General features: G+C 69.7%; 22 protein-coding genes and 1 riboswitch. Of the genes, 16 read left to right on the top strand and 6 right to left on the bottom strand.

Annotated features, from left to right (window positions below; all coding sequences use genetic code 11):
* Nucleotides 1-151 precede the first annotated feature (151 nt).
* Genes AB0H42_RS01200 through AB0H42_RS01185 form a run of 4 tightly spaced genes read left to right on the top strand, consistent with a single transcriptional unit; the run spans nt 152 to nt 4,855 of the window.
* Entirely contained in the window at nt 152-1,687 is a 1,536-nt protein-coding gene (locus AB0H42_RS01200) for an ABC transporter substrate-binding protein (protein ID WP_357047945.1), read from the top strand.
* Nucleotides 1,684-2,613, top strand: coding sequence for an ABC transporter permease (locus tag AB0H42_RS01195; RefSeq protein ID WP_357047943.1), 930 nt, complete (start codon nt 1,684-1,686; stop codon nt 2,611-2,613). Before AB0H42_RS01200 ends, AB0H42_RS01195 begins: the two co-directional genes overlap by 4 nt.
* Nucleotides 2,610-3,413: an ABC transporter permease subunit gene (locus AB0H42_RS01190; protein WP_357047941.1), complete on the top strand. Its 804-nt coding sequence runs from the start codon at nt 2,610-2,612 to the stop codon at nt 3,411-3,413. Before AB0H42_RS01195 ends, AB0H42_RS01190 begins: the two co-directional genes overlap by 4 nt.
* The gene (locus tag AB0H42_RS01185; RefSeq protein ID WP_357047938.1) at nt 3,410-4,855 is read left to right on the top strand and encodes an ATP-binding cassette domain-containing protein; all 1,446 of its coding nucleotides are present in this window, start codon (nt 3,410-3,412) and stop codon (nt 4,853-4,855) included. The genes AB0H42_RS01190 and AB0H42_RS01185 overlap by 4 nt, the downstream gene beginning before the upstream one ends.
* A 23-nt stretch (nt 4,856-4,878) precedes the next feature.
* Here the strand turns inward: AB0H42_RS01185 and AB0H42_RS01180 are convergent, their stop codons facing one another.
* From AB0H42_RS01180 to AB0H42_RS01170, 3 genes are all read right to left on the bottom strand, one after another.
* Nucleotides 4,879-6,342, bottom strand: a complete 1,464-nt coding sequence (locus AB0H42_RS01180) for an aldehyde dehydrogenase family protein (protein WP_357047935.1) — start codon at nt 6,340-6,342, stop codon at nt 4,879-4,881.
* A gap of 214 nt (nt 6,343-6,556) precedes the next feature.
* Nucleotides 6,557-7,738 carry a 4-hydroxybenzoate 3-monooxygenase gene (locus tag AB0H42_RS01175; RefSeq protein ID WP_357047932.1) on the bottom strand — a complete coding sequence of 394 codons (1,182 nt, stop codon included), beginning with the start codon at nt 7,736-7,738 and terminating at the stop codon, nt 6,557-6,559.
* Nucleotides 7,735-8,970 (bottom strand): aromatic acid/H+ symport family MFS transporter, encoded by a 1,236-nt coding sequence (locus AB0H42_RS01170; protein ID WP_357047929.1) that lies wholly within the window; start codon nt 8,968-8,970, stop codon nt 7,735-7,737. Before AB0H42_RS01170 ends, AB0H42_RS01175 begins: the two co-directional genes overlap by 4 nt.
* Nucleotides 8,971-9,094: 124 nt before the next feature.
* On the opposite strand from AB0H42_RS01170, the gene AB0H42_RS01165 reads away from it, so the two are divergent.
* Complete coding sequence (locus tag AB0H42_RS01165; RefSeq protein WP_357047926.1) at nt 9,095-10,003, top strand: LysR family transcriptional regulator; 909 nt, start codon at nt 9,095-9,097, stop codon at nt 10,001-10,003.
* 25 nt (nt 10,004-10,028) lie between these two features.
* On the opposite strand, the gene AB0H42_RS01160 is transcribed toward AB0H42_RS01165, so the two are convergent.
* Both AB0H42_RS01160 and AB0H42_RS01155 read right to left on the bottom strand, forming a co-directional pair.
* Nucleotides 10,029-10,685, bottom strand: coding sequence for a CoA transferase subunit B (locus tag AB0H42_RS01160; protein ID WP_357047923.1), 657 nt, complete (start codon nt 10,683-10,685; stop codon nt 10,029-10,031).
* On the bottom strand, nt 10,682-11,428 hold the full coding sequence (locus AB0H42_RS01155) for a CoA transferase subunit A (RefSeq protein WP_357047920.1): 747 nt from the start codon (nt 11,426-11,428) through the stop codon (nt 10,682-10,684). The genes AB0H42_RS01160 and AB0H42_RS01155 overlap by 4 nt, the downstream gene beginning before the upstream one ends.
* 148 nt (nt 11,429-11,576) lie before the next feature.
* On the opposite strand from AB0H42_RS01155, the gene pcaH reads away from it, so the two are divergent.
* The 10 genes from pcaH to AB0H42_RS01105 all read left to right on the top strand — a co-directional run bounded on the left by pcaH (nt 11,577) and on the right by AB0H42_RS01105 (nt 20,928).
* Nucleotides 11,577-12,299: a protocatechuate 3,4-dioxygenase subunit beta gene (gene pcaH / locus AB0H42_RS01150; protein WP_357047917.1), complete on the top strand. Its 723-nt coding sequence runs from the start codon at nt 11,577-11,579 to the stop codon at nt 12,297-12,299.
* Nucleotides 12,292-12,915, top strand: coding sequence for a protocatechuate 3,4-dioxygenase subunit alpha (gene pcaG, locus AB0H42_RS01145; protein WP_357047914.1), 624 nt, complete (start codon nt 12,292-12,294; stop codon nt 12,913-12,915). The genes pcaH and pcaG overlap by 8 nt, the downstream gene beginning before the upstream one ends.
* A gap of 9 nt (nt 12,916-12,924) precedes the next feature.
* Nucleotides 12,925-14,277, top strand: coding sequence for a lyase family protein (locus AB0H42_RS01140; protein WP_357047911.1), 1,353 nt, complete (start codon nt 12,925-12,927; stop codon nt 14,275-14,277).
* Between the two features lie 41 nt (nt 14,278-14,318).
* Nucleotides 14,319-15,551 (top strand): 3-oxoadipate enol-lactonase, encoded by a 1,233-nt coding sequence (gene pcaD, locus AB0H42_RS01135; protein ID WP_357047908.1) that lies wholly within the window; start codon nt 14,319-14,321, stop codon nt 15,549-15,551.
* Nucleotides 15,548-16,327: an IclR family transcriptional regulator C-terminal domain-containing protein gene (locus AB0H42_RS01130; RefSeq protein WP_357047905.1), complete on the top strand. Its 780-nt coding sequence runs from the start codon at nt 15,548-15,550 to the stop codon at nt 16,325-16,327. Before pcaD ends, AB0H42_RS01130 begins: the two co-directional genes overlap by 4 nt.
* An 18-nt stretch (nt 16,328-16,345) precedes the next feature.
* The gene (locus AB0H42_RS01125; protein ID WP_357047902.1) at nt 16,346-17,557 is read left to right on the top strand and encodes an acetyl-CoA C-acetyltransferase; all 1,212 of its coding nucleotides are present in this window, start codon (nt 16,346-16,348) and stop codon (nt 17,555-17,557) included.
* A 421-nt stretch (nt 17,558-17,978) separates the two neighbouring features.
* Nucleotides 17,979-18,917, top strand: a complete 939-nt coding sequence (gene ligD, locus AB0H42_RS01120; RefSeq protein ID WP_357047899.1) for a non-homologous end-joining DNA ligase — start codon at nt 17,979-17,981, stop codon at nt 18,915-18,917.
* A gap of 94 nt (nt 18,918-19,011) precedes the next feature.
* Nucleotides 19,012-19,758 carry a histidine phosphatase family protein gene (locus AB0H42_RS01115; protein WP_357047896.1) on the top strand — a complete coding sequence of 249 codons (747 nt, stop codon included), beginning with the start codon at nt 19,012-19,014 and terminating at the stop codon, nt 19,756-19,758.
* Between the two features lie 68 nt (nt 19,759-19,826).
* Nucleotides 19,827-19,992, top strand: a riboswitch (FMN riboswitch).
* A 78-nt stretch (nt 19,993-20,070) separates the two neighbouring features.
* A complete protein-coding gene (locus AB0H42_RS01110; protein WP_357047893.1) occupies nt 20,071-20,517 on the top strand; it encodes a 6,7-dimethyl-8-ribityllumazine synthase in 447 nt (148 codons plus the stop codon).
* A 231-nt stretch (nt 20,518-20,748) separates the two neighbouring features.
* A complete protein-coding gene (locus AB0H42_RS01105) occupies nt 20,749-20,928 on the top strand; it encodes a hypothetical protein (protein WP_357047890.1) in 180 nt (59 codons plus the stop codon).
* Nucleotides 20,929-20,961: 33 nt separating this feature from the next.
* On the opposite strand, the gene AB0H42_RS01100 is transcribed toward AB0H42_RS01105, so the two are convergent.
* Nucleotides 20,962-22,065, bottom strand: coding sequence for a spore photoproduct lyase family protein (locus tag AB0H42_RS01100; RefSeq protein ID WP_357047888.1), 1,104 nt, complete (start codon nt 22,063-22,065; stop codon nt 20,962-20,964).
* 164 nt (nt 22,066-22,229) lie between these two features.
* Between AB0H42_RS01100 and AB0H42_RS01095 the strand changes: the two genes are divergently transcribed.
* A complete protein-coding gene (locus tag AB0H42_RS01095; RefSeq protein ID WP_357047885.1) occupies nt 22,230-22,688 on the top strand; it encodes an SRPBCC family protein in 459 nt (152 codons plus the stop codon).
* Nucleotides 22,689-22,776: the final 88 nt, after the last annotated feature.

Here is a 22,776-nt window from a genome sequence, read left to right as displayed (position 1 = left end):
CCCTCACCACCGCCGTGGGTGCCCCACCGGGGCGCTCCCGTCTGCGTCGCACCGACCGGCCAAAGCTGTTGTCCCGGTGTGCGCAGCACGATAACCTCAATCGAGTTAGCAGAGGCTAACCTCTGATCGGGCGAGCGGACGAGGTCGGGTAGTGGATATCAACAGGCGCCGACTGCTCCGGGCCGGCCTCGGCGTGAGCGCGATATTGGCGGTCGCGGCGTGCGGAAGCGGTTCTCCCGGTTCGAGTGTCGGCGCCAGTGGTCCGCCCAGGCCCGGCGGGACGCTACGCGTCGGGGCGCTGGGTAAGTCGTCGAAGATCGAGCGCGACCCGCACGCCACGCTGAGCAACGACAGCGATTTCCTGATCATGTCGCTCCTCTACGATCCGCTGACCGTGCCCGGCGCCGATCCCAATGTGGCCCCGCGACTGGCGGCTCGGTGGGAGGCGGACAAAGATCAGCGGCATTGGACTTTCACTCTCGCCGAAGGCGCGAGTTTCCATGACGGCCGGCCGGTGACCTCGGCGGATGTGGTGTGGTCGCTTCGCCGGCTGCGCGAGATGGCCGGGGAAACCAAGGTTCCGGTGTCCTCGGTGGCCGATATCCGGTCCGCGGGCCCGGACGCGGTGGCGCTTACCTGCGCCGCGCCGAACAGTCAGCTGCCGCTGCTGCTGCGGATGATGACATTCGTGGTGCCCGAGAGCACCACCGATTTCACCAAGGCTGTGGGCAGCGGGCCGTTCCGGCTCGAATCCTTCGACCGCGGCAACGCGCGGCTGGTACGCAACGAGGCGTGGCACGGCGGCCCGCCCCTGCTCGACGCGATAGAGGTCACCTTGTTCGAGAGCCCGGAGTCGATGTCGAACGCGATCATGGCCGGTCAGATCGATCTGGCTTCCAGTGTCGGCGCGGTGGCCGGGCGCACCGCGGAACGCCGGGGTGATCTGAAGGTCGTCCGGCGGCCGGACGATGTCGCGGTGGCCATCGCGATGCGTACCTCCGAGGGGCCGTTCGCCGATCCGCGGGTCCGGGAGGCGCTGCGTCTCATCGTCGATCGTGACGCGATGGTGGCCCAGGTCCTGTCGGGTTACGGCACGGTCGCCAATGATGTTCTCGGTACTGCGGATCCGAGCTTCGACCGGTCCCTGCCGCAGCGCACGCGCGATATCGACCGGGCGAAGGCGCTGCTGGCGGAGGCCGGATTCGACACATCGAAGACCTACCAACTGGTGACCAAACAGGAGGCCGCCGGCGAAGTCGAATCCGCCCGGGTTTTCGCCGCCCAGGCCGGAGACGCCGGCCTGAAGATCGAGGTCGTCGTCCAGGAGGCCAACGACTTCTACGACCGGACCTGGCTCCAGGCGCCTTTCTACACGGTCAACTGGGGCACCAACGACTCGGTGGTGTTCTTCGCCAGCAAGGTCATGACCTCGCACACCGCCTGGAACGAGACGGATTTCGCCGATCCTGCCTTCGACAAGGCCTACGCCCGGGCCCTCGCCGCGCCCGCCGGCGCCGAGTTCATCGAGGCCAGCCGAGAGATCCAGCGGATCCAGTACGACCGCGGCGGTTACCTCGTGTGGGGCATGGCCGACGGGATCGATATCGCCGCCGCCTCGGTTCAGGGACTGCCCGATCTCGGCGGGTACGGCCGGGTGCAGCTCGAACGAGCGTGGTTGTCGAGTTGAGGAAGGTCGCCGGTCTGGTGGCGCGCCGGCTCGCTCTGCTGTTCGTGCTGCTCGCCCTGGTCTTCCTCGTGGTCGATCTGCTGCCGGGCAATGCCGCACGCGCCGTGCTCGGGCGGGACGCGCCGGCGGATCGGATCGCCGCCAAAGAACACGAACTGGGTCTCGACCGCCCACTGCCGGAGCGTTTCTGGTCCTGGTTCACCGGTGCGCTGACGGGTGATTTCGGTACCACCGCTCATGGACAGTCGGTGAACGAGTTGCTGGCCGAGAACTTCCCTCAGACACTGTTGCTGGCATCGATCGCCATGCTGGTCACCGTGGCGGTCGCATTGCTGTGCGGGATGTGGTGGGCGGCGCGGCCCTCCGGTCTCGCGGCCCGGGTACTGCAACCGGGTACGGCCTTCGCCACCGCGATCCCGGAGTTCGTCGTAGCGATCGTCCTCGTGCTGGTGTTCTCGCTGTGGCTGGGTGTCCTTCCCTCGGTGACCTTCACCGATCGATCGGGCTACCCGGCGAGCCCGGACATGCTGGTACTGCCGGTCGTCGCGCTGGCCGTACCGCAGGCGGCGTGGAACGCACGTGTCGTCCGGGGCGCGGTGCTCGACGCGGCGACGGCTCCCCATGTCGACAACGCCCTCCTGAACGGACTACCGGAGCGGACGGTCCTGCTCCGGCATGTGGTTCCGTTCGCGCTCCCGGCCATCGCGGCGTCCTTCGCGACCTCCGTGGGCACCCTGTTCGGCGGCGCTCTCGTCGTGGAGACGATATTCAACTACCCGGGCGTGGGTGCGCTGATCGCCGGTTCCGTCTCCGACCGCGATACGGCGCTGGTGGCCGCGATCGTGGCGCTCACCGGCACGACGATCATGTGTGTACTGCTGGCGGCCGACGGCATCCGCATCTGGGCGAACCGGGGCCGGCGATGATGCCAGTGCTCACCCGCCGGCGCGTCGCGGCGGCCGTGTCCCCCGCAGTCCTGATCGCCGCGCTCGCGGTGGCCGGTCCCTTCCTCGCCCCGCATCCGGTCGACTATCCCGTGGGCATCGCGTTCGAAACGCCCAGCACCACCGCCTGGTTGGGTGGCGACCGGGTCGGCCAGGACGTCACGAGTCAGTTGCTGCACGGCGGCTGGGGGTTGCTGGTGCTCGCCGCGGTCATCGCCGGCCTGGTCACCACCTGCGCGGCCGTCCTGGGTTCGACGGCCGCGTTGTACAGCCGAGCGGGCGCGTGGATCGAACGCGCCGCGGACCTGTGCATGCTGCTGCCGCCGGTGCTGGCGATTCTGCTGTTCATGCTGTCCTGGCCCGAGTCCGGTACCGGGGGCCTGATCACCGTCGCCGTCGTTGCGGGAACACCCTACTCGGCACGCGTATTCGCCGCGGCCGCGAGTGGTGTCGCGCGGGCGGGCTTCGTCGAGGCCGCCCGCGCGCGCGGAGAACGCCCGGGCTACCTGGTGTTCCGCGAATTGCTGCCGAATCTGCGTCACACATTGCTCACCCAGCTCGGTTTGCGGTTCGTGGAAGCCATCTACATCGTCAGCACGGTGTCGTTTCTGCAGTTGCCCACCTCGCTGGGTGCCGCCAACTGGGCGGTAATGGTCCGGGAGAACGCGTCGGGAATACTGCTCAATCCAGCGGCCGTGCTGGCTCCGAGCCTGGCGATCGGTCTGCTGGCAGTGAGCGTCAACAGTGCCGTGACCGCCTTTGCCGGGGAACGGCCGATATGAGCGGCGGCGTAGTCGTCGACGATCTGTCGATCCACGCACTGTCCGGTGCCGAACTACTGGCACCGATATCGCTGCGGGTAGCGCCGGGCACCGTGGCCGCGTTGACCGGGCCTTCCGGGACCGGCAAGACCACGCTGATGCGGGCTCTGCTCGGGCACCTGGCCCAGGGCGCCACCCGAACGCATGGCACCGTGCACGTCGCCGGGCAGGACGTCTTCGCCCTGAGTGCTGCCGCGCGGCAGCACTTCCGGCGGCGAAACATCGCATTCGTCGATCAGGACCCCGGCGCCGCACTCAACCCCGTCATGCGTGTGCGCACCCTGCTCGAGGAAGCAGCGTCCCGGCCGAGCGACAGCATGCTCCGCGCCGCCCTCGCCCGGGTGGACCTGCCCGAATCCTTCCTGCGCCGGCGGCCCGGCGAATTGTCCGGCGGCGAACAGCGGCGAGTCGCGCTCGCCATCGCCCTCGTGCGCGAGGTGGGCGTCCTGGTGGCCGATGAACCACTCGCCGGTCTCCACGGAAACCTGCGCAATGTGATCGCCGACCTCCTACGCTCGCTGGCCACCGAGGACAAACTCGCGCTGGTGGTCTCCGGGCACCACACCGAGATCCTGCACCGCCTCGCCGACGAGGTCGTCGAACTGGGCGAATCACGGACCGCATTGACTCGGCTCGCCGCCCGCACCGCAGAGCCACCGAGCTCCGGGCCACCCGCACTGGAAGCAGCCGCGATCTCCGCGACGGCCGGGCGCACCCGCCTGCTCAGCTCCGTAGATCTCACGATCCCGGCCGGCGGCTCGGTGGCGCTCGCCGGGCCGTCCGGGGCCGGGAAAACCACACTGGCGCGGGCGCTCACCGGCATACACACCGAGGCCACCGGCCACCTCGTGGTCGACGGCCGCCCACTGGCTGTCGGCCGGGCCCGCCGAACCAGGCGCGACCGGCGCCGCATCCAATTGATCCCACAGAACCCACTGTCCACGCTGAACCCGAAACACACGGTCCTGCAAGCACTGTCGCGACCACTACGGCTGACCGGGAACACCGCCCGTTCCGAGATCGCCGAGCGCGCGGCCGGCCTGCTGCGCAGCGTCGACCTCGCGCCCGATCTGCTGCACCGCTACCCCGGCGCGCTGTCCGGCGGCCAGCGCCAGCGTGTCGCCATCGCCCGCGCACTCGGCGCCGAGCCCGACATTCTCATCTGCGACGAGGTAACCTCGGCGCTCGACGACCGGACCGCCCGGTCGATCATGGACCTGATCGAGCGCACCCGGCACACCCGCGGCATCGGCGCCCTCGTCATCAGCCACGATATGGCCGTGATCGCCGCCTATTGCCCGCACATCGTGGTCCTCGGTCATGGCGCCGTCGTCGAACAGGGCCGTACCGCGGAGGTACTGGCCGCCCCGAACGCGGTGGAGACCAAGGCCCTGCTGGCGTGACCCCCGCGGCGTGCGCGGACGGATCAGAACGGGTACCGCTGGGTCTCGGATTGCACAGTGATCCACTGGGTTTCGGTGAAGGTATCGAGGTTGGCGGTCGGCCCGCCGAAACGGCCGCCGACTCCGGAGGCCTTCAGCCCGCCGAACGGGATCGGCGCCTCGTCGTCCACGGTCTGATCGTTGATGTGCACGGCGCCCGAGACGATCCGGTCGGCGAGTTCGTAGGCCTTGAACGCGTCGCCGGTGAGGATGCCCACGGACAGGCCGTACTCGGAGGCATTGATGATATCCACGGCTTCCTCGACCGTGTCGTAGACCAGGACCGGCGCCACCGGGCCGAAGATCTCCTCGGTCCAGGCAGGATTGTCCGGGGTGAGGCCGGTGAGAACGGTCGGCCGATAGAACAGATCCGTGAACTGCCCGCCCGCGGCCACCGTCGCGCCGGCCTCGACGGCCGCGGTGACCAGTCCGTGGACCCGGTCGCGCTGACCGGCATCGATGATCGGTCCCAGCGCGTTGCCCGGGTCGATGGGATCGCCCACCGGAATGTGCCGCGCTTTGTCCACCAGGGCGGCCACATACTCCTCGGCGACGGACCGGTGCACGAGATGCCGGCCGGTGGTCATGCAGATCTGCCCCTGGTGCAGGAACGAGCCCCAGGCGCCCGCCGACGCGGCCGCCTGCACATCCGCATCGGGTAGCACCAGCAGCGCATTGTTCCCGCCCAGCTCGAGGTGCAGTTTCTTGAGCAGCGGCCCGGCCGCCGCGGCGATCCGGCGGCCGGCGGCCGTGGAGCCGGTGAACGACAGGCACGGGATCCTCGGGTGTTCGACCATCGCCGCGCCCAGTGCGCCGCCACCGGGCAGCACGTGCAGCACCCCGGCGGGCAGCCCCGCGTCCCGCAGCAATTCGGCCAGGGCCAGCCCGCCCGAGATCGGGGTCCGCGGATCCGGTTTGAGGATCACCGTGTTACCCAGGGCCAGCGCCGGGGCGACCGACCGCATCGACAGGATGGCGGGAAAGTTGAACGGCGAGATCACCCCCACGACCCCCACCGGAATCCGGCGGGCCAGCGACAGGCGCGGTTTTCCGGAACGCAGGATCTCCCCGTACGGGTGCGCGGCCAGGGCCGCGGACTCCTGCAGTTCGCTCGTCACCAGGCCGACTTCGAAGGCCGCCTTCGCCTGTCCCGAACCGGCTTCGGCGACCAGCCAGGAACCGAGCCGGTCCGGGTTCTCGCCCAGCAGCTGCGCCGCGCGCAGCAGGACGGCCACTCGTTCGTCGTAGGTACGGGCCGCCCAGTCCTGGTGCGCCGCCGTCGCCGAGCGCACCGCTGTCTCCAGTTCGGCGGTCCCGGCTTCGCCCACGGTGTCGAGTACCGCGGCGGTGGCCGGCGAGACCACGGTCAGGGTGCGGGAGACGGGCCGGAACGCGCCGTCGAACAGCGCGTCGCGCCACGTGGTGGTGGCCGAATCGGGGGTGGTCATAGGGGAACTCCTGAAGTGCGGTGTGGTGCGTAGGAGGGAGTGGCCGCGAGGACGAGTATCCTCGCCGCACCCGCCGACTGTGTCGATTGCGCCGCATCCGGCGGCGCGAACCGGGACCGGCCCTGCGTTCGATCGGAAATCCGCACCAGCCGGTCCCCGGTCCGCGACGCCAGCTCGATCCGGCAACCGTGGCCGGGTGGGCGAGCGATCGGGGTCAGGCCGCCTGCTGCCATCCGGTATAGGCCTCCGCCAGATAGGCGGCGCCGTGCCGGGAACCGGTGACCAGCGCCAGCTCGCCGCGCTGCCGTGCGATATCGAACGGAGACGCTCCCTCCACGGAGTGGAGCATGGTGGTCATCCAGTAGGAGAAGTGCTGGGCCTTCCATACCCGGTCCAGAGCGCGGTCGGTGTAGCGGTCGAGGGCCTCGTCCCCGGCGCCGGCGAGGAAATCGGTGATCGCCTCGTGCAGTACGCGGACATCCGCGAGCGCCAGGTTGAGCCCTTTGGCGCCGGTCGGCGGTACGGTGTGCGCGGCATCGCCGGCGAGCAGCAACCGGCCGTAGCGCATCGGAGCGGTGACGAAGGAACGGAACGGCAGCACCATCTTCGCGCTGACCGGCCCCTCCTGGATCTCGAACCCGTTCCCGTTGACCCGGCGGCGCATCTCCGCCCAGATCCGGTCGTCGTCCCAATCCTCGGGCCGCTCGCCGGGTGCGCACTGGAAATACATCCGCTGCATCGTGGGCGTGCGCTGGCTCACCAGCGCGAAGCCGTGCTCGGACTGCGCGTAGATCAGCTCCGGATGCGAGGGGGGCGCCTCGGCGAGGAACCCGAACCAGGCGAACGGGTATTCGCGGAACCATTCACCGCGGGTCCCGGCCGGGAAGGCTTTGCGGCAAATGGAGCGGGACCCGTCAGAGCCGACGACCAGTTCCGCCTCGATCCGGCCGGGGTTGCCGTCGGAATCGATGAAGGACACCACGGGCCGTGCGCCGGAGGTGTCGACCGCGGTCTCGGAGACGCCGTAGCGCACATCGCCCCCGTCGGTCTCCCGGCGGGCCGCCAGGTCGGTGAAGACATCGTTCTGCGGGTACAGCCAGACCGATTCGCCGACCAGTTCCTGGAAGTCGATGCGGTGGTTCTCGCCGCCGAACCGGAACACCACACCGTCGTGCCGGTCGCCGTCGGTGATCACCCGATCGGACACCCCGGTGTCGACCAGGGTGCGCACCGATCCCGCTTCGAGGATTCCGGCGCGGATCGTGGTGGCGATATCGCGCCGGCTGCGGATATCGACGACCACCGAGTCGATTCCGGATCGGTGCAGCAGATGGGAGAGCAGCAGCCCGGCCGGGCCCGCCCCGACAATCGCTACCTGGGTCCGAATGGTGGTCACAGCGCGTACTCCTTCGTCTCGCCGGTGATGGGTGCCGGTGCCGTGGGTTCCGAGTGCCGGGCGGCCAGGCGGGGAACCGTCGCCAGCGCGAGCAACCCGATCGCGGCGACCACCGCGAAGAAGTAGAAGCCCCACGGATGGGCGGAACCGGCCACGATGAGCGCACCGGTGATACTCGGCCCGAAGATGGCGCCGAGGCGGCCGACCGCGGAGGCGAGACCGAGCGCGGTGGCGCGGACCTCGGCCGGGTAGGCCTGGGTGACGTAGGCGTAGACGAGCACCTGGGCCGAGAAGACGAAGATGCCGGTCACCAGCACCAGGGCATTGAGCAGCACCGTGTTCGGCACCTTGATGCTCAGCAGGGCGAGCAGCGCCGCGGCCGCGCCGAACCAGACCAGGATGGTCGGTTTGGTGCCGCGCCGGTCGGCCAGGGTCCCCGCCACGATCAGCCCGATGATGGCGCCGATGTTCAGCACCAGCAGCAGGGTCAGCGAGGTCGACATGTTGTATCCGGCGTCGCGCATCAGTTTCGGCAGCCAGGTGTTGAGACCGTAGACCAGCAGCAGTCCCATGAACGAGCCGACCCACACGCCGAGGGTGGTGCGCAGGTACTTCGGTTGCAGGACCACGGTGGGGCCGACGCGTTCGGTTTTTCCCTGGGCCGCCAGATAGGCACCGGATTCGGGTAGCTTCCACCACATCAGCGGCAGCAGCAGGAATCCGGCGATACCGCCGGCATAGAACAGGATCTCCCAGTTCGGCACGAGCCAGAGCGCGAACAGCGAGGCCAGGACCGCGCCGAAATGGTATCCGGTCATGGTGAAGGTGCTGGCGAAGGCCCGGCGCGAGGCGGGCATATGCTCGGCCATGAAGGTGAGCGCGGTCGGCATACAGGCGCCCAGCCCGAGCCCCGCGAGCAACCGGAAGGCACCGAACACGGCCACCGATCCGGCCCAGGGCACCGCGATGGTGAACACCGAGAACAGGGTGATCGAGGCCAGCAGTACCGAGCGGCGGCCGTAGCGGTCGGCGAGCGGACCGACTCCGGCGGCACCGATGGCGACGCCGACCAGAGAGATGGTCGCGGCGAAGGTCGCGCCCGACGCGGTGAACCCGGCGTGGTTCTCGTCGATCAGCGTCGGAATGACCGCGCCGAGGACGACGAGGTCGTACCCGTCGAGGAGCACGGTGAGCCAGCACAGCGCGGCCGGCCACGACAGCAGCTTGTTCATGATGAGGGTTCTCTTCTGATCTTCGGGTCGGACGACGCGACCCGGTCTGTGATGGCACTCACGCTAGGCTCCGCTTCATCAGAAATCCAATAGATGATTTTCTGAAGCGGAATAGAGGAGATCTATGACACCCGAGGTGGACCTCAATCTGGTCCGGACATTCGTCCTGCTCTACGAGACGCGCAGCGTCACGGCCGCGGCCGATCTGCTGGGCGTGACCCAGCCGACCGTCAGCTACGGGCTGGGTAAATTGCGTAGGCGGCTCGACGACGAACTGTTCGTCCGCGGGCCCGGCGGCCTGGTCCCGACCTCGGAATCCGAACGGCTGTACCCGCCACTGCGCGCCGCACTGGCGGAGGTCACCGAAACACTGGGGGCGACCACGGACTTCGATCCGGATCGGCCCACCCGCTTCACCCTCGGCCTCTCGGATCTGGGCGAGGTGACGGTGCTGCCGCTGCTTCTGGCCGAACTGGCAGCCCAGGCGCCGCAGGCGGGTCTGCGGGTCCAGGCGTTCGACCTGGACACCGCCACCGATCGGCTGGCGCGCGGCGAGATGGACGCCATCGTGGCCAGCCCGGTCCTCGATTCGCCCCGGCTGCGCCGGACACCCCTGTTCACCGAGGGGTACGCGGCAATGGTCGCCGCCGATCACCCCCGGCTGGGCACCGGCACCCCGACGCACGCCGATCTCGAGCGAGAGCGGCATGTGGTCGTGGACGGCGGCAGCGGCCATCTGGGGCCGCGCCGGGCGCTGGTCGAACATCGGCTGGAAAGTCGCATCGCGGTCCGGGTCACCCGGTTCGCGACACTTCCATACTTGGTGCAGGACAGCGAACTCGTCGCGATCGTCCCGGAGCGGGTCGCCCGCGCGCTGGCCCGAACCCATTCCGTGCGGATCTTCGCGCTGCCCTGGCCCATCGAACCGGTCGAGGTGGCCGCCTACACCCGGCACGCGACCGGACGCAGCGCCGCTCAGCGCTTCTTCCTGGAGGTGATCCGGACGGCTATGGACAAGCTGCCGGCCCTGTGAACAGGCCGAATTCACGACATTGCCCTCAGCCGACCCGTTCGACCAGTGCATCATCGACCTCGACGGCCGCCCCCGTGGCCGCCCGGACCTCGGCGACAGTGACCCCGGAAGCGGTTTCCACCAGCACCAGTCCACGCGCGGTCACGTCGAGCACGGCCATATCGGTGATGATCCGGTCCACACAGCCCAGACCGGTCAGCGGCAGAGTGCACTCTTCGACGATCTTGGGCTCCCCCGACCGCGAGACGTGGTCCATCATCACGATCACCCGCCGGGCGCCGTGCACCAGGTCCATGGCGCCGCCCATCCCCTTGACCATCTTGCCCGGAATCATCCAGTTGGCCAGATCGCCGCGCGCGCTGACCTGCATGGCGCCCAGCACCGCCACGTCGACCTGGCCGCCGCGGATCATGCCGAAGGACTGCGCGGAATCGAAGAACGAGGCGCCGGGCAGCACGGTGATGGTTTCCTTGCCGGCATTGATCAGTTCGGGATCCAATTCGTCCTCGGTGGGATACGGGCCCACCCCGAGGACACCGTTCTCCGAATGCAGCACGACGGTGATGCCGCCGGGCAGATAGTTGGGCACCAGCGTCGGCATCCCGATGCCGAGGTTGACGTACTGGCCGTCTTCGAGTTCGGCGGCGACCCGGGCCGCCATCTGTTCGCGGGTCAGCGTCATGCGCGCACCGTCCTGTTCTCGATTCCTACTTCGACCTTGCCGACGGGTACGACCCGCTGGACCTGGATCCCCGGGGTGTGCACCTGATCGGGGTCCAGTTCGCCGGGTTCCACCAAATGCTCCACCTGGGCGATGGTGATCCGGCCCGCCGCGGCCGCGGGCGGGTTGAAGTTGCGGGCACTGGCCCGATAGACGAGGTTGCCGTGCCGATCGCCCTTCCAAGCGTGGACCAGCGCATAGTCGGTGACGATCCCCCGCTCGAGCAGATAGGTGACACCGTCGAACACCCGGGTCTCCTTCGGCGGGGAGGCCACCGCGATCCCACCCGCGCCGTCGTAGCGCAGCGGAAGTCCGCCCTCGGCGACCTGGGTCCCGACCCCGGCCGGGGTGAAGAACGCCGGAATACCGGCGCCTCCGGCCCGCATCCGCTCGGCGAGGGTGCCCTGCGGGGTCAGCTCGACCTCGAGTTCGCCGGACAGGTACTGGCGGGCGAATTCCTCGTTGGCGCCGACGTAGGAGCTGATGGTGCGGCGGATCCGGTGGGCGGCGAGCAGGACTCCGAGACCGAAGCCATTGGTGCCGCAGTTGTTGCTGACGACCTCCAGTTCGGTGGCGCCCTGTGCAAGCAACGCGTTGATCAATATTTCCGGAATCCCGACCAGCCCGAATCCGCCGACGGCCAGGGACGCGCCGTCGGGGATATCGGCGACCGCTTCGGTGGCTGTGGCAATGACTTTGTCCATCACGCGCTCCACAGTAACCAGATTTGTGCGGAATGTGAACTCATGTGCGTATAGTGAACTTCGCGCATGGCGATTGATCCGGCCCAACCCGAGTCCTATGCTGTTCGCATCCCGTAGCAATGTCCACATCCCGAACGCGAGGTCGCGCATGCGCCAACTGCCCCCGCCGTACCGCGGTATCGACAAGGACGAGGAAGCACCGCTCGACTTCGCCGATTACCGCACCACCGCCCTCCGCCACCCGAAACAGCCGCTGATTCTGCTCCCCCAGCGACTCGGCGAACTCACCGGTCCGGTACTCGGCGAAGGCCGGATCACCGAGGCGGACGCCGACCTGACGCTGACCCGCGGTGGCGAGGCGGCCGGGCAGCGCATCGTCGTCCACGGCCGGGTCCTCGACAGCGACCGCAAACCGGTACCGAACACACTGGTCGAGGTCTGGCAGGCCAATGCCGCCGGACGCTACCGGCACCAGGGCGACCAGTGGCCGGCCCCACTGGACCCGTATTTCGACGGCGTCGGCCGGGTACTGACCGACAGCGACGGGCACTATTCGTTCACCACGATCAAGCCGGGCATCTATCCGTGGCGCAACCACCACAATGCGTGGCGCCCCGCCCATATCCATTTCTCGCTGTTCGGGCGCGCCTTCACCCAGCGCCTGGTCACCCAGATGTATTTTCCGGACGACCCGATGTTCTTCCAGGACCCCATCTACAACTCGGTCCCCGACGGCGCCCGCCAGCGCATGGTGAGCGCATTCGACTACGCGGCCACCACCGACAACTGGGCGGTGGGCTACCGGTTCGACATCGTGCTGCGCGGTCGCGACGCGACCCCGTTCGAGGAGGACGACGACCACGATGAATGACACCGACTTCGCCCCCCGCTATCCGAGTACCACCGGCGATTTCACCACGGTGAACTTCGGCCCCACACCGTCGCAGACCGTGGGCCCCTTCCTCCATATCGGACTGCCCTGGCCGGACGGCCCCGACGTGGTGGCCCCGGGCACGGACGGCGCCATTACCGTCACAGTGACGGTGAGCGACGGGGGCCGAACCCCGATTGCGGACGCGCTCGTGGAGGTCTGGCAGGCCAATCGCGACGGCGTATTCCAGCATCCGGACGACCCGCGCCCGCAGACCGACCCCGGTTTCCGCGGTTTCGGCCGGTGCCCCGCCGACGCGACCGGTACCGTCCGGTTCACCACGGTGAAACCCGGGGCCCTGGTCGGCGACGGAGAAACCGAAGCGCCGCATCTGAACGTGTCGATCTTCGCGCGCGGCATGCTCAACCGGCTGGTCACCCGGCTCTACTTCGCCGACGAGGAGTCCGCCAACGCCGCCGATCCCGTCCTGTCCGCGCTCCCGGCGGCCCAGCGGCACAAGCTGATCGCCACCGCCACCGCCGAGGGTTACCACCTCGACATCGTCGTACAGGACGCCGATCCGGACGGCGCCGAGACGCCGTTCTTCCACTTCTAGGAGATCCGAGTGCCGCGTGGGGAGCTGTTCGATCCGCTTTTCGGGGCGGCCGAGCTGGGCGCCACCCTGTCCGACCGCGCCTGGATCACCGCACTGATCCAGGTCGAATGCGCACTGGCCCGCGCCCAGGCAGCCACCGGGGTGCTCGACGAGCACTACGCGGACGCCATCGACGCGGCCGGACCGGAGCTGGCCGAGCGACTGGACCCCGAGCAGCTCGGCGGCGCCGCGGTGGCCGGCGGTAACCCGGTCATTCCGCTCGTCGGCGAACTGCGGCGGGCCTGCGCGGCGGCGAACGTGCCACCGGCAGCCGTCCACAAGGGCGCCACCAGCCAGGACATCCTCGACAACGCCCTCTCGCTGCTGGCCCAGCGGGCCGGCACGCTGGTCGTCGACGACTTGCGCGCCGCGGCGGACTCCGCCGCGGCCCTGGCCCGCGCTCACCGGGACACCCCGATGGCCGCGCGCACCCTCGGTCAGCAGGCACTGCCCACCACCTTCGGTGCGCTGGCGGCCGGCTGGTGTGCCGCACTCGACCGGGCGGCGGGCTCCGTCACCGCCGCGCTGGCCGACCTGCCGGTCCAGCTCGGCGGTGCCGCGGGGACTCTCGCGGCGCTGTACCCGCACGGCCCAGCGGTCGCGGACGCGCTCGCGGCGGAATTGGGGCTGGCGCCGCAGCGGGTGCCGTGGCACACCGACCGCACCCCCATCGCCGAGCTCGCCACCGCCCTGGGCGTGGCCGCCGGTGTGGTGAGCAAGATCGCCACCGATATCGTGGCGCTGTCCGCGACCGAAATCGGTGAGGTCAGCGAGGATTCGCCCGGCGGTTCATCGGCGATGCCCCATAAACGGAACTCGGTGGCCGCGGTCACCGCGCGCGCCGCGGCGCGGCGGGTCCCCGGACTGGTGGCGACCGCGCTCGGCGCGATGGACCACGAAATGCAACGTGCCGCCGGAGCCTGGCACGCCGAATGGGAAACCGTCACCGAACTGCTCCGTCTCAGCGGCGGCGCCGCCCACCGGATCGCGCAGAGCCTGGCCGGACTGCGGGTCGATCCGGCGGCGATGTCGCGCAATCTCGCGGTCACCGGCGGGTTGCTGCTGGCCGAGCGGGTGACCGCGGCACTGTCCGAACACACCGAGCGGGCGCGCGAGATCGTCACCGCCGCGGCCACCGCCGACCCGCCGGCATTGGACAGCGACCCCGAGATCGTCGGATACCTGGGCGCGGACCGGGTCCGGGAACTGCTGGACCCCGCCGATTATCTGGGTCATGCGGCCGATTTCGTCACGCGGGTCCTCGACGAGCGCGGCGACGAGGTCGGCGGTCCGGCCACCCACGAAGCCGCCGGGCCACAGTGACCCGGGGACCCGACCGAGAACAAACCGAACGGAACAGTGATATGGCGTCGACCGCAGCGGATCCGACCACGAGCGTCGAACTCTCCTACCGGGCTTTCGGCCCCACTGGTGCCGCGCCGACCGTCGTCCTGCTGGGCTCGCTCGGTTCGGACCGGTCGATGTGGGACCCGCAGATCGCCGCGCTGGCCGCCGGCCACGAAGTACTCGCCGTCGAGCTGCGAGGGCACGGTGAATCCCCCGCTCCGGCAGGCGATTACACCGTCGCCGAACTCGCGGGTGATGTCCTCGCGCTGCTGGACCGGCTGGGCCGCGACGCGGTCCACCTGGTCGGGTTGTCGCTCGGCGGTGCGGTCGCCCAGCGGATCGCGGCCTACCATCCCACCCGGGTCCACACCCTGACCCTGCTCTGCACCGCCGCGAAATTCGGTACCCCGCAGGCCTGGCTCGACCGGGCCGCCGCGGTACGCGCCGACGGCACCGGATCTCTCGCCGAGGCCGTGGTGGACCGCTGGTTCACCACCGGCCTCGCCTCCCGTGACCCCGAGCTCGTCGCCCGCAGCCGGGCCATGGTCGCCGCCACGCCGGCCGCGGGCTACGCCGCCTGCTGCTCCGCCCTCGCGCACTGGGACGGGCGTCCCGACCTCGCCCGGATCACCGCACCCACCCTGGTGATCGCCGGTGCCCAGGACCCGGCCACCACACCCGACGATATGCGCCACCTGGCCGACGGGATCGCGAATTCCTTACTGCGTGTAGTCGATCCCGCCGCCCACCTGGCCAATGTCGAACAGGCCGGGCAGGTGTCGGCGCTGATCACCGGTCATATCGCCGGCCGGCGCGAACGCGCCGCGGCATTCGAGCAGGGCATGCGGGTGCGGCGCGCGGTGCTCGGCGACGCCCATGTCGACCGCGCCGTGGCCGGGACCACCGAATTCACCGAGCCGTTCCAGGATTTCATCACCCGCACCGCCTGGGGCGATGTCTGGAGCCGACCCGGCCTGGATCAGCACACCCGGCGGCTGCTCACCCTCGCCGTGCTCACCGCCGTGGGCAACACCCACGAGCTCGATATGCACATCCGCGCGGCACTGCGGGCCGGGCTCGAGCCGGCCGAGCTCGCCGAGGTGTTCCTGCACACCGCGGTCTACGCGGGTGTGCCGAACAGTAACCTCGCCTTCGGACTCGGCAAGGCGGCACTGGCCGACGGTGTCGGGTCCCGCCCGGCCGACGACACCGCGGCCGGACCCGCCGACGAGGAAACACATCGACCATGACCGAACCCTCACCGGACTACGTGCAGTCGCTGGGCCGCGGCCTCGCCGTGATCCGCTCCTTCGACGCCGGCCATCCCCGGCGCACGCTCAGCGAGGTCGCCAAGGCCACCGACCTGACCCGGGCGACCGCGCGCCGCTTTCTGCTGACCCTGGTGGAACTGGGATACGTGCGCACCGACGGCTCACTGTTCTGGCTCACCCCCCGGGTACTCGAACTCGGCTACAGCTATCTGTCGAGTCTGAGCCTGCCCGAGGTCGCGGGAACCCATCTGGAAAGCCTCGCCAACCAGGTACACGAATCGACCTCGGTCTCCATCCTCGACGGTGAGGACATCGTCTACGTGGCCCGCGTACCGGTGAGCCGCATCATGACCGTCTCGATCACCATCGGGACGCGCTTCCCCGCCTACAGCACCTCGATGGGCCGGGTGCTGCTGGCCGGGCTCTCCGAGGCGGCGTTCGAGGAGTACCTCGCGAAAGTCAGCCTCACCCCGCTCACCGACCGCACCGTCCTCACCGCCGACGGACTACGCGAACAGGTACGCCGCACCCGGGAATCCGGCTACTGCCTGGTCGACCAGGAACTCGAGCAGGGGTTGCGCTCGATGGCCGCCCCCATCCGCGACCACACCGGCACGGTGTGCGCCGCGGTGAACATCTCCACCCACGCCGCCCGCTACACCGCCGAGAGCGTACGGGCCGACCTGCTGCCCCCACTGCTGGCCACGGCCGCGGCCATCAGCACCGATCTCGCGCAGGTACAGAACCGCGCCTGAGTACGACGAAGGAACGCCATGATCGACGCCGTCATCTGCGAACCCCTGCGCACCCCGGTGGGCCGGTTCGGTGGGGTGTTCAAGGATGTCGCCCCGCAAACCCTGGCCGCCGGCCTGATCACCGAACTCCTCGACCGCACCGGCCTGTCCACGGAGCATATCGACGACGTCGTTCTCGGCCAGGCCTCCCCCAATGGCGAGGCGCCGGCGATCGGCCGGGTCGCGGCACTGGACGCCGGGCTCGGCGTCGAGGTGCCCGGCCTGCAGGTCGACCGGCGCTGCGGCTCGGGCCTGCAGGCCGTCCTGCAGGCGTGTATGCAGGTCGCCACCGGCGGCAGCGACCTGGCGCTGGCCGGCGGTACGGAATCCATGAGCAAAGCGGAGTTCTACGCCACCGATATGCGCTGGGGCGTCAAGGGCGACGGTATCGCCCTGAACGACCGGCTGGCCCGGGCCCGGGTCAGCGCGGGTGGTAGCAATTTCCCTGTTCCGGGCGGCATGATCGAAACCGCGGAAAATTTGCGTGCCGAATACTGCATCGGCCGGGCGGAGCAGGACGCGCTGGCGGTGCAGTCGCACCAGCGGGCCGTCGCCGCCCAGCGGGCCGGCCGGTTCGCCGACGAGATCGTCGGGGTGGCGGTGCCGCAGCGGAAATCGGACCCGATCCTGGTCGACACCGACGAACATCCCCGGGCCGACACCACCGTGGAAGCTCTGGCGAGACTGCGGCCGATCCGCGGCGGTGTCGATCCGGAGGCCACGGTGACCGCCGGTAACGCCAGCGGTCAGAACGACGGGGCCGCGCTCTGTATCGTCACCACCGCCGCGCGCGCCCGCGCCCTGGGCCTGCGGCCACTCGCCCGCCTCGCCTCCTGGGCCGTCGCCGGAGTACCGCCGCGCACCATGGGCATCGGGCCGGTGCCCGCGACCGAGAAGGCCTTGGCGCGACTGGACCTGACGCTCGACGATATGTCGGTCATCGAGCTGAACGAGGCATTCGCCGCGCAGACCCTCGCGGTACTGCGCAACTGGAAGATCGAACCCGACGACGAACGCCTCAATCCCAACGGTTCGGGCATCTCCCTGGGCCACCCGGTGGGCGCCACCGGTGCCCGTATCCTGGCCACCCTGCTGCGCGAACTGGACCGCCGCGAGGGCCGCTACGGTCTGGAAACCATGTGCATCGGCGGTGGGCAGGGCTTGGCGGCGGTTTTCGAACGTATCGCCTAGAGGATCCGCACAGGCAGTATCCGGCCGGACACGCCGTTGCCGGGCCGAGCCCACCGCCGGCCCGGGGGCCGTAACAGTATCGGCGGACGGTCGAGCGCAGCGCGGCGCAGACATAGGCCGGGCTTTCGGACGCCGCACCGATACTCGACGCCGGAGCCCGGTCCGGTCCTCGGATCCTGGACCAGCTCGCATTCGCGAATCCCGCGTGTCTGCCCAGCCACCGCGTGAACAGACCGTATTCTGCGCCCGACCAGGCTTTATCCGGCTTCGTAGAGCGGGAGGTAGGCATGGCGGGCGAATCCGAACGGGGCCGGGGCGCAGCCTCGGCGTTCCGGTGGCGCCCGAGCGCGCCCGCGGCCGAGGTCGCCTACCGCGTCGCCGGCCGCTGAGCGCCGCGGGCCGGGGGGCGGTCCCGGCGCCGATGCTCGCCACCGCGGGCCGCCCGCCCGACGACCCGGATTGGGCGGTGGAGATGAAATGGGACGGGGTCCGCGCCATCGTGCTCTGCTCGGGCGCGGACTGCCGTCTCTACAGCCGCAACCGCCGCGAGATCACCGGCTCCTATCCCGACCTCGTCACCGCACTCACCGGCGAGACCGGCGGACGGGAACTGGTCCTCGACGGCGAGATCATCGCCCAGACCCCCGCCGGGGTGCCGTCGTTCCGCCTGTTGCAGCGCCGTATGCACGTGGTACGGCCGGGCCGGGCGCTGATCGGTGCGGTGCCGGTACAGCTGTTCCTGTTCGACATCCTCGCCGATGCCGGTGCGGACGTCACCGGGCTGACCTACCTCGAGCGTCGCGAACGCTTGCAGGCTCTCGCACTGGACACCGCGCCGGTGCAGACTCCGCCGTACTGGGTGGGCACCCCCGCCGACCTGTTGCTCGCCGCGGCGCGGGACAACGGACTGGAGGGGATCATCTCCAAACGCCTCGACTCGACCTACCATCCCGGCAGCCGTGCCCGGTCCTGGATCAAGACCCCGATCCGCAAGACCACCGAGGCCGTCGTGGCCGGCTGGACCGCCGGCAGCGGCTCGGCGGTCGCCACATTCGGCTCGCTGATCCTCGCCGCCCACGACGCCGACGGGCGGCTGGTGCACATCGGCAATGTGGGCACCGGCTTCACGACGGCCGCGCGCCGGGCCCTGCGAGCACGGCTCGACGAGATCGCCCGCTCCGAGGCGCTCTTCCCGTTGACCCCGGGACGCTTCGGACGCCCCGGGACCCCGCACTGGGTGGATCCGGTGCTCGTGGGGGATATCGAGTATCGCGAGTACACCGGGGAAGGTCTGCGGCATCCGTCCTGGCGGGGGCTGCGCAACGACAAGAGCCCGGACGAGGTCGGCATGCCCGCGTGATACCGGATCTCGCGTGGCGCGCTCGGCCCGGACCGCTCCGTTCGATATCCGGAAAATCCGGGACCCGCGGCGTCTTCCGGTACAACCTCTGGGTATGAGTACGCAGCCGCCCGCCGACCCCGAAGTTCCCGGTGCGCCCGGGAATTCCGCTACACCTCACGACCACACGAGCCTTCGCCTGCTCTACGCCGTCCGGCACGGCCAGAGCACCATCAATGCCGGGGTCCGGCCCGCGACCCCCGCCGAAGCCGACGATATGGTCATCGAGCTGACCGATCTCGGGAGGCGCCAGGCGATCGCCCTCGGACGCTGGGCCGCCGCACTACCGCCCGAGCAGCTTCCCGAAATCGTCCTGTGTTCACCGTATCGGCGGGCCGTGCAGACCTGGCAACTCGCGGAAGCCGAACTCCGGGCGGCGGGCGTCGCGCTGCCCTGCCGGGTGACCGACCCGCGCCTGTACGACCGGTTCCGCGGCACACTGGCACATATTCCCGTCTCGGAGGTCCGGGAGCGCTACCCCGAGCAGTACGCGGCCGAACAGGCCGACCCGCTCGGCTACCGGCCGCCCGGCGGCGAATCCTTCCACGATGTCGCCGCCCGAGTGACGGGGGTGCTCGATCGCATCGCCGCCGATTCCCGGCACCGCCGGGTACTCATCGTCGCGCACGACGCGGTGATCCTGCTGCTGCGCCGCCTGCTCGAGCACCTCGACGACGCCGGGACGCTCGCCGTCGCCGCCCAGGGGCTGGCCGGAAACGCCTCGGTCACCGCGTGGGCGGCGGAGGCCGGCGACTACCGCCTGCTGTACTACGACCACCGCGCGCATCTCCCGCGCATATGACCATCCGGGGCCGGGCGGACAGCCGCCGGGTTGTCCCGGAGTCGCGGCATTGTTACTGTCCGTTTCGTACACGTTCTCAGGGCGGGGTGGAATTCCCCACCGGCGGTCATGGCATCCGGTCGGATCCGGTGCACGAGCCCGCGAGCGCCACGGTGTCCTCGGACGCCGTGGGTCGAGCAGATTCCGGTGTGATCCCGGAGCCGACGGTCACAGTCCGGATGGAAGAGAACGCGGCACCGGAGTGCCCGCCCGCGGGTGGCTCCTGTTCGCGTCGTCAATGCCCTGGGTGACACAGCGAGCAGGAGGAACAGAATGTCACCCACACCGAACCGCATCGCGCTCGTCGCCGCCCGGTGGCACGCCGAGATCGTCGACCGGGCCGTCGTGGCCTGCCGAGCCGGGCTCACCGAGCGCGGCATCGGCGATATCGATGTGTTCGAAGTCCCCGGCGCCTTCGAAATCCCGTTGCGGATCAAACAATTGGCCACTACCGGCCGGTACGCGGGTATTGCGGGCTGCGCTCTGGTGGTGGACGGCGGTATCTACCGGCACGACTTCGTGGCGGCGACCGTGGTGGACGCGCTGATGCGGATACAGCTCGACACCGATGTACCGGTCTTCTCGGCGGTTCTGACCCCGCATCACTTCCACGAACACGCCGAACATCTGGAGTACTTCACCCGTCATTTCGAGATCAAGGGCGCGGAACTGGCCGCTGCCATCGCGGCCACGGTGACCGCGGCCCCGACCCCCGTCTGACTCCCGAATGCCGGACGCCGCCGGGCGGGCTGACCCCCGGCGGCGTTCCGGTCATCGGAATCGGCACCTCGCAGAGCTGCGAACCGCCGCCGTCCACGACGCGTTCGGCGCCGGTCGTGTAGGTGCGCCGAACGCGAGGAACAGCACCGCCCCGGCGACCTCGGCCCCCTGCTCGTCGATATCTTCGAGGACAAGCTCGAGGTCATCGCCGACGGGCGGACCCTCGCCATTGTGCCCGTCGACAATCGGCGCAGTACGCTCCGCGACGACCTGGGCGCGATCCCCATCGATGGAATCGAATTGTGCCAGGTCGCCGTCTTCACCCGCCGCGGCGAACGCAGCCCGCTGGTCGCGAGCTTCCTGGCATCCGCGAAGGAGCATTTCCGGCGGGGCAACGCCGCCGCGCACTGAGCACCCGAGGGGGCGGCTCGGTCGCCGGACACCTCAGAAGGCGTAGCGCACCGTCAGCCAGGGCGTCCGCTCGGCGATCAGGCCGGTGAGGGTCGCGACCCCGGCGGCTTTCACACTGTTGCGGTAGCGCACGTTCCACATCCCCGAACCGGAGCGCTTGGCCTGCTGGACGGCCGGCTGCCAGAGCAGGTCCTCGGCCTTGGGATGCCACCCGAGATTGACCTCGTGCAACTGTTCGTTGTGGGTGAGCATGATGATCTCCGCGGCCGCCTGGGCCCGGAAAGCGGCGCCGGTCCCGTCCGAGAGCTGTTCCAGCAGTTCCACCCAGTCCCGCTCCCAGCCGGGGCGGACGACGACCGGGGAGAAGTTGACGTGCACCTCGTAGCCCGCCGCCACGAAGTCGTCGATCGCGGCGATGCGCTGCCGAATCGGCGTGGTACGCAGGTCGAGCAGCCGGGAATCGGCCTCGGGCATGAGCGAGAACCGGATCCGGGTCCGGCCACGGGGGTCCAGGTCGAGCAGGTCGCGGTTGACGTATTTGGTGGCGAACGAGGCCTTCGCGGTGGGCCAGGCGCGGAACGCCGTGATCAGGTCGGCGACATTGTCGCTGACCAGTGCGTCGATCGAGCAGTCGCTGTTCTCCCCCAGGTCGTAGACCCACGCGTGAGGATCGCACTGGTTCGGCACAGTCTTGGGCCCCTGCCGGCGCACATGCCGGCCGAGGTAGCCGACGATCTTGTCGATATTGGTGAATACCGTGATCGGGTTGGCGTACCCCTTGCGGCGGGGAACGTAGCAGTAGGCGCACGCCATCGCGCAGCCGTTGGAGGTCGAGGGGGCGATCCAGTCGGCCGAGCGCCCGTTCTCCCGGGCGGTCAGCGATTTCTTGACCCCGAGCACCAGGTCCTCGGTCTTGACCCGGATCCAGCGGTCGATATTGCCCGCGTTGCCGTGCAACCGGTCGATCTGCCAGTGGGACGCGACGGGGATGATCTCGGCGTCGGGGAATCGCGCGCGCACCTGCTGCCCGCGCGGGCTCGCCAGCGCGTCCGGTTCGGCCCACAGGCGACGGATGTCCAGCAAGCGGGGTCCCGGTGTGGGCCGGACCGGGCCCCGAGCTGCGGCGGAAGCAGTCATGCCCCCTGCCTACTCCCCACCCCTGACATTTCGGCGCGAACCGGCGGCCCGTGTGTCCAGGGACACCGCTGGCTCTCGCCCGGACCCCATTCGGTTCCTATCCTGGAAGGACACGCATAGTCCCTGGTCACCGAGACGAAGCCACCGCGAATACAGGAGCACCCATGGCCACTCTCCACTTCACGGAAACGACCGACGCGACACCCGAGCAGTTCGTCGCCGCGCTCACCGATTTCGGGCCGGGCCGCGAGGAACTGTTCGGGAACAGCACGGACAAATATCTCGAGGTGCACACCCGCGGCCCCACCGACGCCGACGTCACGGAGGGGTCGCGCGGGATCTGGGAACGCCTGCACTACGACTGGTCGAACCCGCACCGGGTGGTCATGACGACCACCGACTCCAACCTGTGGGGTGGCCGTTCCGGCCACACCTACCAGTTCACACCCCGCCCGGACGGAAAGACCGATGTGGATGTCGTCGTGGTCCGCGAGGGGAAGAATGTGACGGGCCGGGCGCTGGGAGCCGTGGTCGGGTCTGTCGGCCGGGGCATGCTGCGGAATGCGTTCCGGAAGACGGTCGAGGCAGTCGAAGCCCGCAACAACGGAACACCACGGAGCTGAAAGGCGTCCACCGGCGCAGCCGGACCCCGGCCGGGCGAGGCACCGGACGGTTCGTTGTCCGCCGTGTACCGGCTATCCCGCTGTGCAC

Source organism: Nocardia sp. NPDC050799, assembly GCF_040654015.1.
Lineage (GTDB): Bacteria > Actinomycetota > Actinomycetes > Mycobacteriales > Mycobacteriaceae > Nocardia.
Note: the sequence above shows the minus strand (reverse complement) of the source record. Positions and strands in the feature narration are given on the sequence as shown.